The 12,500-nt window shown below is 67.9% G+C and carries 15 protein-coding genes and 1 pseudogene; 11 read left to right on the forward strand and 5 right to left on the reverse strand.

Annotated features, from left to right (window positions below; all coding sequences use genetic code 11):
• Window positions 1-9 precede the first annotated feature (9 nt).
• Together ACE11G_RS09750 and ACE11G_RS09755 are read left to right on the forward strand one after the other, a co-directional pair.
• Window positions 10-1,170, forward strand: coding sequence for a globin domain-containing protein (locus ACE11G_RS09750; RefSeq protein ID WP_006896344.1), 1,161 nt, complete (start codon window positions 10-12; stop codon window positions 1,168-1,170).
• Window positions 1,171-1,180: 10 nt separating this feature from the next.
• The gene (locus ACE11G_RS09755) at window positions 1,181-1,621 is read left to right on the forward strand and encodes a hypothetical protein (protein WP_375002000.1); all 441 of its coding nucleotides are present in this window, start codon (window positions 1,181-1,183) and stop codon (window positions 1,619-1,621) included.
• A gap of 114 nt (window positions 1,622-1,735) precedes the next feature.
• Here the strand turns inward: ACE11G_RS09755 and ACE11G_RS09760 are convergent, their stop codons facing one another.
• A complete protein-coding gene (locus ACE11G_RS09760) occupies window positions 1,736-2,110 on the reverse strand; it encodes an OB-fold nucleic acid binding domain-containing protein (protein WP_006896342.1) in 375 nt (124 codons plus the stop codon).
• 71 nt (window positions 2,111-2,181) lie between these two features.
• Between ACE11G_RS09760 and ACE11G_RS09765 the strand changes: the two genes are divergently transcribed.
• Window positions 2,182-2,895 (forward strand): alpha/beta hydrolase, encoded by a 714-nt coding sequence (locus tag ACE11G_RS09765; RefSeq protein WP_375004128.1) that lies wholly within the window; start codon window positions 2,182-2,184, stop codon window positions 2,893-2,895.
• Here ACE11G_RS09765 and ACE11G_RS09770 read toward each other — a convergent pair.
• Window positions 2,869-3,759 carry a DUF3710 domain-containing protein gene (locus ACE11G_RS09770; protein WP_375002002.1) on the reverse strand — a complete coding sequence of 297 codons (891 nt, stop codon included), beginning with the start codon at window positions 3,757-3,759 and terminating at the stop codon, window positions 2,869-2,871. The two genes, ACE11G_RS09765 and ACE11G_RS09770, sit on opposite strands and share 27 nt — an antisense overlap.
• Window positions 3,760-3,761: 2 nt before the next feature.
• A complete protein-coding gene (dut, locus tag ACE11G_RS09775) occupies window positions 3,762-4,244 on the reverse strand; it encodes a dUTP diphosphatase (protein ID WP_375002004.1) in 483 nt (160 codons plus the stop codon).
• Window positions 4,245-4,286: 42 nt separating this feature from the next.
• On the opposite strand from dut, the gene ACE11G_RS09780 reads away from it, so the two are divergent.
• Window positions 4,287-4,865, forward strand: coding sequence for a DUF3093 domain-containing protein (locus ACE11G_RS09780; RefSeq protein ID WP_045539890.1), 579 nt, complete (start codon window positions 4,287-4,289; stop codon window positions 4,863-4,865).
• Between the two features lie 86 nt (window positions 4,866-4,951).
• Here the strand turns inward: ACE11G_RS09780 and ACE11G_RS09785 are convergent, their stop codons facing one another.
• On the reverse strand, window positions 4,952-5,251 hold the full coding sequence (locus ACE11G_RS09785; RefSeq protein WP_006896337.1) for a DUF4193 domain-containing protein: 300 nt from the start codon (window positions 5,249-5,251) through the stop codon (window positions 4,952-4,954).
• Between the two features lie 278 nt (window positions 5,252-5,529).
• On the opposite strand from ACE11G_RS09785, the gene cei reads away from it, so the two are divergent.
• On the forward strand, window positions 5,530-6,219 hold the full coding sequence (cei, locus tag ACE11G_RS09790; protein ID WP_062366870.1) for an envelope integrity protein Cei: 690 nt from the start codon (window positions 5,530-5,532) through the stop codon (window positions 6,217-6,219).
• 20 nt (window positions 6,220-6,239) lie between these two features.
• On the opposite strand, the gene ACE11G_RS09795 is transcribed toward cei, so the two are convergent.
• A complete protein-coding gene (locus tag ACE11G_RS09795) occupies window positions 6,240-6,932 on the reverse strand; it encodes a LysR substrate-binding domain-containing protein (protein WP_375004130.1) in 693 nt (230 codons plus the stop codon).
• On the opposite strand from ACE11G_RS09795, the gene ACE11G_RS09800 reads away from it, so the two are divergent.
• The 6 genes and pseudogenes from ACE11G_RS09800 to ACE11G_RS09825 all read left to right on the forward strand — a co-directional run bounded on the left by ACE11G_RS09800 (window position 6,828) and on the right by ACE11G_RS09825 (window position 12,499).
• A complete protein-coding gene (locus ACE11G_RS09800; RefSeq protein WP_375004189.1) occupies window positions 6,828-7,067 on the forward strand; it encodes a hypothetical protein in 240 nt (79 codons plus the stop codon). The two genes, ACE11G_RS09795 and ACE11G_RS09800, sit on opposite strands and share 105 nt — an antisense overlap.
• A complete protein-coding gene (locus ACE11G_RS09805) occupies window positions 7,064-7,930 on the forward strand; it encodes an ABC transporter permease (RefSeq protein WP_062366864.1) in 867 nt (288 codons plus the stop codon). Before ACE11G_RS09800 ends, ACE11G_RS09805 begins: the two co-directional genes overlap by 4 nt.
• Window positions 7,930-8,712, forward strand: coding sequence for an ABC transporter permease (locus ACE11G_RS09810; protein ID WP_006896332.1), 783 nt, complete (start codon window positions 7,930-7,932; stop codon window positions 8,710-8,712). The genes ACE11G_RS09805 and ACE11G_RS09810 overlap by 1 nt, the downstream gene beginning before the upstream one ends.
• A 2-nt stretch (window positions 8,713-8,714) precedes the next feature.
• Entirely contained in the window at window positions 8,715-9,524 is an 810-nt protein-coding gene (locus ACE11G_RS09815; RefSeq protein ID WP_006896331.1) for an ABC transporter ATP-binding protein, read from the forward strand.
• Between the two features lie 46 nt (window positions 9,525-9,570).
• Complete coding sequence (locus tag ACE11G_RS09820) at window positions 9,571-10,641, forward strand: MBL fold metallo-hydrolase (RefSeq protein WP_062366862.1); 1,071 nt, start codon at window positions 9,571-9,573, stop codon at window positions 10,639-10,641.
• Window positions 10,642-10,706: 65 nt separating this feature from the next.
• Window positions 10,707-12,499 (forward strand): annotated as a pseudogene (locus tag ACE11G_RS09825) (FAD-dependent oxidoreductase).
• Window position 12,500 lies beyond the last annotated feature (1 nt).

Here is a 12,500-nt window from a genome sequence, read left to right on the forward strand (position 1 = left end):
GATAAATCGATGATCTCGTCGGATACGAAACTGGTGCTCGAAGCCACTGTCCCCGTCGTCGAAGCCGCGTTGCCGGAGATCACGCCGCGGTTCTACGACCGGATGTTCACCGCGCGGCCCGAACTGCTCCGCGATCTGTTCAATCGGACCAACCAGGCCACCGGCGGTCAGCCGCAGGTGCTGGCGGGTGCGGTCGCGGCCTTCGCCCGACTGCAGCTCGAGCCCGATGCCGGCCGGATGCGCTTCATCATCGACCGGATCGCCCATAAGCACGCCTCCCTCGGCATCGTCGCCGACCAGTACCCGATCGTCCACGAGCACCTGTTCGCCGCGATCGTCGACGTCCTCGGTGAGGCCGTCACCCCGGAGGTCGCGGCCGCATGGGACGAGCTGTACTGGGAGATGGCACACGTCCTGATCGGCCGGGAGACCGAGCTGTACCGGGCTGCCGGCGTCGAACCCGGCGATGTGTGGAAGTCGGCGCGCGTCGTCGAACGCGAGCAGGTGGCCCCCGACGCCGTGGCCTTCACGCTCGAGAGCCTCGACGGCGAGCCGCTCGGCGCCTTCGTCCCCGGTCAGTACATCTCGGTCCAGGCGACGATGGACGACGGCGCGCGGCAGATCCGGCAGTACAGCCTCACCGGGTCGACCTCCGATCCCGCGTGGCACATCAGCGTCAAGCTCGACGGCGAGGTGTCCAGCCATCTGCACGAGCACGTCTTCGAGGGCGATCTCATGACCGTGAGCACGCCCTTCGGCGACCTCACCCTCCCCGAGGGAGACGATCCGCTGCTGCTGGCCTCGGCGGGGATCGGCTGCACCCCGGTGATCGGTCTGCTGAACCACCTGGTCTCCACCGGCGACACCCGTCCGGTCACGGTCCTGCACGCCGACCGCTCGCGCAGCAGGCAGCCGCACCGAGGCGACCTCGCACAGCTCGTCGATCGCCTCCCCCAGGCCGAACTGCTGCAGTGGTACGAGCACGGACTGGCGACCGACGAGGCGACGCGGATCGGCTACATGGATCTCGAGGGCGTCGACATCGCACCCGACACCACCGCGCTCCTGTGCGGACCGTCCGGGTTCCTCGGCGCGATCCGCGACGCCCTGCTGGAGCGGGACGTGCCCGAGGACCGCATTCACTACGAGTCCTTCAGCGTGATGAAGTGAGCGTGATCCGATGACCGTGACCCAGGCCCTGGCGACAGCCGGCTCCTTCATCTGGCTCGGCATGGTGTTCGGCATCTCGTTCATCGAGGCGCCGCTCAAGTTCCAGGCCCCCGGGATCACCATCCCGCTCGGCCTGGGTATCGGCCGCCTCGTGTTCCGCGCGCTGAACGCGGTCGAGGCGCTCTGGGCGATTGCACTGATCGTCGCGGTCGTCGTCGGCGACGACTGGTCGACGGGAACGTTGATCGGACTCGGTGTGGCGGCCGCGGCGCTGATCGTTCAGGTGGCGGCGATAAGGCCGGTGCTCTCCAAGCGCACCGATCTGGTCCTGGCCCACCCGGAGTCGGTTCCCGAACACCGCAGCACGGCGCACTACTGGTATGTCGGATTCGATCTGATCAAGGTCGCGGCGCTGATCACGCTCGGGACCTCGCTGCTGCTGAGCATCTGAAGTACTGAGCATCTGAACCGCTGAGCATCTGAAGTACTGCACGACGCGACGCCGGTCTCCACGGAGGCCGGCGTCGTCATGCTCACTCGGTCATGCGCTCACTCGGTCATGCGCTCACTCGTCGGTGGCGTGCAGTTCGTAATAGGGGTTGTAGATCACCTTCATGCCGTCCGAGTTCGCCACCCGGCCGCGGATCGTCACCCGTCGACCGGGTTCGATGCCCGGGATCCGGTTCCGGCCCATCCACTTGAGGATCACCGTGTCGGTGCCGTCGAAGAACTCCGCGACCACACCGGTCTTGGTGTTGCGCGAACACGTCTCGACCGCGCGGAGCTCGCCGACCATCGTCGCCTCGTCGCCGCGGGCGCAGTCGACCGCGCGCTGCGCACCATGTGCCTGGCACTCGCGCTGGATGCGACCCTCTTCGATCTCGTCGAGATCTTCGGTCAGCATCCGTCCGAGCCGCTTGAGCAGACCCGAATTAGCCATCCCATCCTCCGCGGGGTGTCGCAATCGAACTCACTTGCAAACTCACCATACTACCCGTGCATGATCGAAGTATGACCACGCTGATCGTGATGCCGGGCACCGGGTCGGACGCCGATTACGCCGCACGGGTCTTCGGCCCCGCCGCCGCCTCGATCGGCGCTCGATTGGTGTCACTCGAACCAGAATCTGACCTGGTCAACAGCTATTCTACGCGCCTGGACCAGGTCGCCGCCGAAGGCGATGACCTACTCGTCGGCGGCATCTCGATAGGTGCGGCGATCGCCGTCGAATGGGCACTGCGATCACCGCTCGCGCAGCACTGCCGCGGAGTGCTTGCCGCCCTGCCGCCGTGGTCGGGCCCGGCCGCGGACTCACTCGCCGCGCTGTCGGCGCGGCTGACCGCCGACGCGATCGAACGCGACGGTCTGGCGGCCGCAGTGGCGCAGATGGTCCGGACCAGCCCCGCATGGCTCGGGGCGGAGCTGTCACGGTCGTGGCGCTCGCTCGCCGACCGCGGACTGGTCGAGCAGTTGCTTGCCGCGGCCGCGCACACCGCGCCCGCCGAGAGCGAACTGTCCGCACTGACGGTGCCGCTGGGCGTCGCCGCCGCCCCCGACGACCCGCTGCATCCCGTCGAGGTGGGACGGGCCTGGGCCGCGTATGCACCGCGGGCGGCGGTGCGCGCCGTGCCGCTCACCGAGTTCGGGCCGGCACCGCATCGGCTCGGCGACGCCTGTGCCGCCGCCTGGAGGGACGCGTCAGCGGCGGCGCCGGCGGAAGCGTGACATCGCCGAACCGCGCGACGGCGGCGCGGTGGGTGCCTCCTCCGGCTTCACTGCGGGCGGAGCCGACGTCTCCTCCGCTGTCGCCGACGGCGCATCCGCGTCCGGTTGATCGGAGTAGACGGTGGCCGAGGCGCTCTGCTCCACGGCGCCGCCGGGAATCACCTCCGGCACTCCGGAGTCGTCACCGGACGGCTGTGCGGGCAGCGGCTGCGAGGGGAAGGCTCCGGTCTCGGCGTCCATCCCGGCCTGCTCGGCCGCCTGCTCGGCCAGTTGCTGCTGGGCGGCCGCGACCTGTTCGGCGAGGACCGGCGGCAACACGATCGGCAGCAACTCCCGCGGCGGGCACGGTTCACTGCCTCGACGCACCACCGTCTCGGCGAGGACGGCGCGGGCGAGCTGGGCCAGCTGCACCTCGGACTCCTCGGGGCCGCTCGCGACGCAGCGCACCATCCAGCGAGGACCGTCGACACCGATGAACCGGTGACTGCCGCCGGGCACCCGGGCCACCACTTCGCGGCCCCAGTGACCGTCCTCGATCGAGGTCTGCGCTCCGTCGCTGCGGAGCGACTCGGCCAGTTCGCGCACCACTTCGCGCCACAGTCCCCCGCTGCGCGGGGCGGCGAAGGCGTGCAGTCCGATGCGGCCGACCGGCGTCACGAGGTAGACGGCCTCGGGCTCATGCGTCGCGGACATCTCGACGGTCACCTGCCCGCCCTCCACCACCGGCATCAGCAGGGAGCCCAGATCCAGATGGGAGTTCGCGAGTTCGGCGAGGGGCGTCGCCAGATCCGCGATGTCGTAGGGTCCCGCGGTGTCGCCGATCGAGTACTTGTCGCCCGCGGCGCCGGTCGCACGCTGTGCCATCGTCATCCCTCCGTCAGAATCGCGTGGCCGCCACTGGAGCCGTAGCCTCCGGCGCCGCGCTCGGTGTCGTCGAGTTCATCGACTTCGACCACGTCTGGCAACTCGACACGCTGCACGATCAGCTGGGCGATCCGGTCGCCGCGCGTGACGGTGATCGGAGCCTCCGGATCCAGGTTGATCAGGCACACCTTGATCTCGCCGCGGTAGCCCGCGTCGATCGTTCCCGGCGCGTTGACGATCGACAGTCCCGCGCGCGCCGCCAGACCGGAGCGCGGATGGATCAGTCCGACGGTGCCGTACGGCAGCCCGATCGCGATACCGGTCCCGACGAGCTGACGACGTCCCGGCGCCAGCACGAGGTCGGTGGCGGCGTACAGATCGATGCCCGCATCGCCCGGATGGGCGCGCACGGGAAGCGGGAGGTCGGGATCGAGTCGGCGGATTCGCAACGGCGGATACGTATCGGGCGTCACTGGCGTGGTCACCCCCGCAGACTACTAGGGCGCTACCGCATTAGGCTTGTCCGCGTGACGCAAGCAGCCTCGACACCCGCCCCGCAGCAGGACCGCTACAGCGAGCGCCTCATCGTCCCGTGGTGGTGGTGGCTCGCCGGCCTCGCCATCACCGCGATCTTCGGCTACGAGGTCCAACTCGCCGCCTACCGGGAGCCGTGGAGCGTCGTCGCCTATCCCGTCATCGCGGCCCTCATCGGCTGGGGACTGTATTCGATGGGGCGGACGCCCGTTCGCGTGGACGCGAACGGCTCGCTGCACGCGGGGAAGGCCATGCTGCCCAGCGAGGTGATCGCCCGCGGCGCCACGGTCTCGGCGGCGCAGCGCAGCGCGGCCATGGGCAGGCAGCTCGATCCGGCAGCGTTCGTACTCCATCGCACCTGGGTCAAGACGATGGTGCTCGTGGTGTTGGACGACCCCGACGACCCGACGCCCTACTGGCTCATCTCGACCCGCCATCCCGATCGGGTGCTGGCCTCACTGGGCATGGGTGACGCGGGCCGCGTCCCCGGTCAGGAACCCGCAGACCGCGAGCCCGGAGACGAGGGTCCCGGAGACGAAGGTCACGGAAAGGACGACGCCGCGCAGGGCTGAGCCCTACGCGGCGCACGGGGGTCGCGATTCACCGACCGCGGTCCGGGATCACCGGAGCCGCGGTCGGTTCGCGGCACAGGGGTGCATCAGGCGCAGTCGACGCAGATCATCTCGTTGCCGTGCTGTTCGGCGAGACGGTTGCGGTGGTACACGAGGAAGCAGCTCGAGCATGTGAACTCGTCATCCTGCTTCGGGACCACGCGCACCGACAACTCCTCGCCCGACAGGTCCGCGCCCGGCAGTTCGAACGATTCGGCGGTGTCGCCCTCGTCGACATCGACGTCGGCGGACTTCGCTTCATTGCGGCGAGCCTTCAGCTCCTCCAGCGAGTCCTCCGCGATGTCGTCGTCGTTGCTGCGGCGCGGAGCGTCGTAATCGGTTGCCATAGTGTGCCTAACCTGGGTTCTGTAGGTGTGGATGCGGATTGCTGTGGGAGAACACACTTGTGGCCTCGTTCCCCCGGCCCCCACATCGTCGCGCGATGATGTTGGGCGCCCGAATTCTAGGTGCACCTACCCCGGAAGTCAACCACTCGTCGAATGCGCCGGTCAGAGGCACCGAACTCGACTTATGAGGGCGCGCCGGACACCTTCCCGCACCGTCGTCGCGGAGCCCTCTACAGTGGTCGGCGACCCCTGATTCCGGAAGAAGGTGCTAGAGCGTCTTGGTCTCGAAGATCGCCACCGGCTACACCACCGATGTGAAGGGCCGTCCGTTCCGGCGCCGCCACCTGATGCCCGCCCTCATCGTCGTCGCGGTCCTCGCCGTGGCTGCCATCACCGCCTGGTCGGTCGCGCTGACCGGCGGCGGTGACGAGGCGCGCCCCACGGACTGCAACATGCCCGAGGCCGCGTCGCCGTCGGACCGCTCCGGGGCACCGGCGACGCCCCCGCCGAATCTGAAGCCGGTCAGCTCCACCGAGATGCTCAGCGTCGCGCCGGCGGGTCTGTCGACGTTCAAGGTGCGCGTCTTCAACTCCGCCGCGCCCCGCGGTTCGGCGCGTTCGGTGAGCGACGATCTCGTGGCCGAGGGGTTCACCCCCGGCGATCCCGCATACGCCGACGACACCGTCTACTCCGACCAGAATCTGCATTGCGTCGCTCAGATCCGATTCGGTCAGGCCGGTCAGGCGGGCGCGGCGGCGGTGTGGCTCGCCGCGCCGTGCGCTCAGTTGGTCGACGACGGCCGCACCGGTACCGACGTCGACCTCGCACTGGGCGAGTACTACACGCAGGGACGTCCGACTCAGGATTCGCAGGCCGCACTCGAGGCCCTGCGGTCGGTGGACCCGAAGAACCCGAAGACGGCGATCGATCGATCACTCATCGAAGCGGTGCACAACCAGGCCTGCTAGCGTTCACGGCACCGCCGCGGTCAGATGGCGGCGTCGGCGACCGCCTGATCGATCACCTGGAACAACAGATCGAAACTGGGTGCGGGCTGCATCTCGGCGGACCAGACCATCGCGGCGCGCAACGGCGGGATGTCGAGGGCCAGATCGATCGCCGCGACCTGCCCGCCGACCACCTCGAATCCGTCACGCGGCAGCAGCCCCACGGCCATGTCCGCGGCGATGAGCGGCAGCGCCGTCTGGAGAGTCGACACCTGCTGGATACGGGCGGGGGTCACGTCGTTCCGTCGCCAGAACTGATCGGTCAGCTCGTCGAGCCCGGGGAATCCCTGAATCGCCGCGGGCACGATCCACGTCTCCGACTCCAGATCACGCAGGCCGGCGACATGCCGACCGCTTGAGACCACCAGGACCAGGGGCAGATCCACCAGGAATCGGACGTGGAGTCCGGGGAATGCGGAGGCCAGGCGGGAGACGTCCGCGGTGGCGACGAATCCGACGTCCGCCCGACCCTCCGCCACCATGCCGAGGACTCCGGCCGGGTCGGGATCGGAGAGTTCGACCGACACGTCCGGAGCGCGGGCCCGTTCGCCGAAACCAACCCGGAGCTGGTGAAAGCGTTCGCCCGGGCGGTCAACCGCGCCGATCTCGTCGCAGCGAAGGATCCCGCAGCGGTGTGCGCCGTGCTGGAGAAGTACGGAAAGCTGCCGCCACAGGTCTTCGCCAAGATGCGTCTCCCGGTCTACACGGACCAGATCAGCGCCGACGCTCTCCAGGGCACCGCGGACCTCATGAACCACCTCGGCTTCACCTCGAAGCCCGTCGATACGAAGGAGATGATCTGGCCGTGAGTCAGCTCGTCACCGTGACCGACTCCACCTCGGCCACGACCATGCACCGGCCGATCCGGCGATGGGTGCGGACGATCAACGCATCTGCCGAGTCCCGTCTCGGACGATTCCTCTACGGTGCCGGCGCCGTCGCCCTCGTCTTCGCCGTGTGGCAGGTGCTCTGGTCACTCGGCGTCCTGCCGGCCACCGCACTGCCCTCCGCAGGCCAGATGCTCGGCGCCTTGCTCGACCTGCTCGGATCGGGAGCTTTCTGGGCGTCCGTCTGGTCGACGGTGTCGATCGTGATCCTCGGTCTCGTGGTCATCATCGTCATCGCCGCGCCGCTGTCCATCCTCCTCGGCCTGTCGCGATTCGCCGAGGAATCGACCTGGCTCGTCGTGGGGTTCCTCAAACCCATCCCGCCGGTGGCCCTGATCCCGCTCGGTCTGCTGCTGTGGGGCCCGACGCCGGGAATGAAGATGGTCCTGATCGTGTTCGGCGCGATCTGGCCGCTGCTGACCCAGCTGGTCTACGGCGTCCGTGAGGTGAACGCCACCAGTCTCGACATGGCGCGCAGCTACCACCTCGGTTGGTGGCTCACCACGAGCCGAATCGTCATTCCGTCGATGACGCCGTTCGCGATGACCGGCTTGCGGATCGCGGCCGCCATCGCACTCATCATCTCCATCGTCACCGAGATGATCGGCGGCGCCGCAGGTCTGGGCCAGGACATCGTGGTCGCTCAGTCGGCAGGCGCGATCAAGGAGATGTACGCCCTGATCTTCGCCGCGGGCCTGCTCGGGCTCCTGGTCAACACCGTGTTCAAGGCAGCCGAGAAGCCGCTGCTGTTCTGGCACCCGAGTCACCGAGAGGAGGCGAAGTGATGAAGACCGGTCGTCTCTGGCGGGCGATCCTCCTTCGCGCCTGGCTGCCCGCCGCATTGGTTCTGACCTGGTGGTTCGCCTCGGCGACGAGTGAATCGCTGTACTTTCCCTCCCTGAAGACCATCCTCACCACGATGTGGGACGACCTGATCGTCCACGGCATGCGGACCGACGTGGTCCCCAGCGTGGAGAAGTTCCTCATCGGATTCCTCATCGCCGGCGCACTGGGGATAGTCTTCGGACTGCTGATCGGGCTGTCGCCGGTCCTGCGTGCCGCGTGCGAGCCGATCATCCAGTTCCTGCGCTCGCTGCCGCCTCCCGTTCTGCTGCCGATCGGCCTGCTGGTCTTCGGCATCGGTCCGGCGATGAACATCTCGATCATCGTCGTGGGTGCGGTCTGGCCGACCCTGCTCAACACCATCGACGGAGTTCGATCCCTCGACCCGCTCGTCAAGGACATGTCGCGGTCGTACCGACTGACGCTCCCGCAATACATCCGGTACGTTCTGCTCCCGCATGCCGGCCCCGCCATCTTCGCCGGCCTGCGCACCACTCTGCAGATCTCGATCATCCTGATCGTCGTCTCCGAGATGGTGGCGTCGACCAACGGCATCGGCTTCTACCTCCTGAACTCCCAGCAGACCTTCGCGGTCCCGGAGACCTGGGCGGGCACCGTTCTGCTCGGCCTGCTCGGATACCTCGCCAATCTCGTCTTCGTCCGCATCGAGAAGTACGTGCTGCGCTGGCAGTACGGCATGCGGGCCCTGAACGCAAAAGGATGATCATGTCTGTCGACGCCACCGAAACCGATGTCACCGCACCGACGACGCTCATGGAACTGCGCGACCTGCGCAAATCCTACGGCGATGTCCAGATCCTGGCCGGAATCGACTTCACCGTGCGCCGCGGCGAGTTCGTCTGCGTGGTCGGCCCCTCGGGCTCGGGCAAGACCACCCTGCTGCGGTGCATGGCCGGCCTGCTCGCACCCACCGACGGCGCCTGCCTGTTCGAGGGTGACACGGTGACCGGACCGCCCGCGAAGCTGGCCGTCGTCTTCCAGGACTACAGTCGCTCCCTGTTCCCGTGGCTGAGCGTCGCCGACAACATCGAACTTCCGCTGCGCCGCACGGTCCGCAAGGCCGAGCGCGCGGTCCGGATCGATTCGGTTCTCACAGCGGTGGGCCTGGCGGGCAAGCACGACCTGTACCCCTGGCAGATGTCGGGCGGCATGCAGCAGCGCGCGGCGATCGCCCGGGGTCTCGCATATCAGCCGGATGTGCTGCTGATGGACGAGCCGTTCGCCGCCGTCGACGCGCAGACCCGCATCGAACTCGAGGACCTGGTGCTGCGTGTGCGGAAGGACTTCGACACCACCATCGTCTTCGTCACCCACGACATCGACGAGGCCGTGTACCTCGGTGATCGAGTCATCGTCCTCTCCGGTGCTCCGACCCGAGTGACGCGGAACATCGACGTCGATCTACCGCAGCCACGGGACCAACTCGAGACCAAGACGCTGCCCGCGTACGCGAAGTACCGCACCGAGGTCTTCGAGCTCATCCAGGCCGCGCAGTCGCACGCGAGCATCGCCTGACCACCCGAAACGCCAGCAGGAGAAAGCCCTCTAGGAGAACGCCGCCATGACAACTCATCAGCCTCTCGACAACGCCCAGGCCACCGCCTATCGCACCCGGGTCACCCTGCTCGGCACCTCCGGCGGACCGCCGTGGTGGGACGGATCGGACCGCGCCGGCATTTCGACCGCGATCACGGTGAACGACTCGGTGTACCTGATCGACTACGGTGAGGGGTGGGGTCCCCGGTACCGCAAGGCCGGTCTCGGCCCGGCCGGATTCCAGAAGGGTCTCGACGACCTCCGCGGCGTGTTCATCACCCATCACCACTCCGACCACATGGTCGACTATCCGAACCTGTTGCTCCTCGCCTGGCACAACGGTTCCGACGGTCTCCGGCAGCCGGTGCAGGTCTACGGCCCCGGCGATCGTCGCGTCCTGCCGCCGATCTTCGACGAGACCAATCGGGATCCGATCCCCGAGGTCTTCAATCCGGAGTCGCCGACACCCGGTCTCGAGGAGTCGACGGCCAGGCTGCTCCAGGCGTACGCCCTCGACATCAACGACCGGATGCGCGACAACGCCAAGCAGGATCTGCGCGAGATCTTCGAGTTCCACGACATCGTGCTCCCGGGAACGACCGGCGACGACCCCAACGGCGACCCGAGTCCGGCGATGGAACCGTTCGAGGTCTATGCGGACGAGAACGTCCGGGTGACCGCCATCCTCGTCGACCACCGGCCGATCTTCCCGGCCTTCGCCTTCCGCTTCGACACCCCGGACGGCTCGATCGTCGTCTCGGGCGACACCGGCGTGTGCAGCAATCTGGTGACGATCGCGGACGGCGCGGACATCCTCCTCCACGAGTGCATCGACATGGACTGGGTGGACTCCCTGCTCGGGCCGAACTCCGCCAGACCCGACCCCAACCTCATGCAGCACATGCTCGCTGCGCACACCGCGATCGAGGAGGTCGGCGCTCAAGCCGAGGCCGCGGGCGTCGACACCCTGGTCCTCACACACCTGGTGCCGGGCAATACGCCGGTCGAGAAGTGGCAGCAGGCGCAGCAGGGGTTCTCCGGCCACCTGGTGGTGGGAGAAGACCTCATGCATTTCGGTCTCGGCGAGCCCCGCTGAACCGCCCGCCGGCGCACGACCGCAGCACATCGCACAGGCATCAAATCTCACAGGAAGGCCAGATCATGGCTGTTTTCAACGACGGCATCGCCGCAACCGAGGTGCCCGAGGGGGACATCGTCGAGACCGATGTCCTGATCGTCGGTTCCGGACCCGGAGGCGCGTCGGCAGCGCTGTTCCTGTCGACGCTGGGCATCCCGAACATCGTGATCACCAAGTACCGCTGGACCGCGAACACGCCCCGAGCGCACATCACCAACCAACGCTCGATGGAGGTCTTCCGGGACATGGGCATCGAGGATCAGGTCCTCGCCGAGGCCACTCCCCACGAGTTGATCGGCGACACCGTCTTCTGCACGTCGATCGCAGGCGAGGAGATCGGCCGGATCCGAACCTGGGGCACCCGCCCCGACCGCGAGGGCGACTACCGGCTCGCCTCGCCGTGCCTCACGGTGGACATCCCGCAGACCTACCTCGAGCCCATCCTGGTCCGCAACGCGACCGTCCGCGGAACGCAGACCCGCTTCTCCACCGAGTATCTCGGCCACTCGCAGGACGAGAACGGCGTCACCGTCGACGTGCGGGACCGTCTCACCGGCCAGGAGTACCGGATCCGCGCGAAGTACCTGATCGGGGCCGACGGCGCCCGCTCACGCGTGGCCGAGGACATCGGTCTGACGTTCGAAGGCGCGATGGACATCGCCGGATCGATGAACATCACGTTCAAAGCCGACATCGCCTCCCTGGTTGACCATCGACCGAGTGTTCTCTACTGGGTGATCCAGCCCGGATCGAATGTCGGCGGCATCGGAACCGGACTGGTGCGCATGGTGCGCCCGTGGGACGAGTGGCTCATCGTATGGGGCTACGACATCAACCAGCCGCCGCCGGATCTGGACGACGAGATGGCCACCGGCATCATTCGCGACCTGCTGGGGGTGCCGGATCTCGAGCCGGAGATCACCGGCTACAGCCTGTGGGGCGTGAACGAGATGTACGCCACCGACCTGCAGAAGGGCCGGGTGTTCTGCGTCGGCGACGCCATTCATCGGCACCCGCCGTCGAACGGTCTGGGGTCCAACACCTCGGTGCAGGACTCGTACAATCTGGCCTGGAAGATCGCCGCGGTTCTGCGCGGGCAGGCGGCACCGTCGCTGCTCGATTCCTACACCGCCGAACGCGCCCCCGTCGCCGAACAGATCGTCACCCGGGCGAACAAGTCGGCGCGAGAGTTCTCCGACATGTTCACCGCACTCGGCGTCGTCGGTCTGGAGGGCGACGAGATGGCCGCCGCGATCGCCGAGCGGAAAGCCGACTCGCCGGCCGGTGAGGCGAAACGGGCTGCCCTCGTCAAAGCCATGAACACCAAGAACTACGAGTTCAACGCGCACGGGGTGGAACTCGGCCAGTTCTACCGTTCGGCTGCGATCGTCTCCGACGGCACCGAGCCCAGCCGCCGGCCGGGCGTGAGGATCGCGATCTGTACTACGTCCCGTCCACGTCGCCGGGTGCACATCTGCCCCACGCCTGGGTCGGCGACAACGTCTCGCGCAAAGCGATGCTCGACCTGGCGCCGTACGATCGCTGGACCCTCGTCACCGGCGTCGCGGGCAGTCCGTGGACGCAGGCGGCCGACGCCGTCGCCCGCGAGCTCGGAGTACCTCTGGAAGCAGTCGTGATCGGTCCCGGCCGCGACGTGACCGATCTGTACTACGACTGGGCGAAGCTCCGCGAGGTCTCGGAGTCCGGGGCGCTCCTCGTGCGGCCCGACAAGCACATCGCCTGGCGCTCGAACCAGCTGCCCGACGACCCGGCCCGCGAACTGTCGACGGCGATGCGATCGGTCTTGGGGCGCTGAC

This window comes from Gordonia sp. PS3, from assembly GCF_041950545.1.
Taxonomy (GTDB): Bacteria; Actinomycetota; Actinomycetes; order Mycobacteriales; family Mycobacteriaceae; genus Gordonia; species Gordonia sihwensis.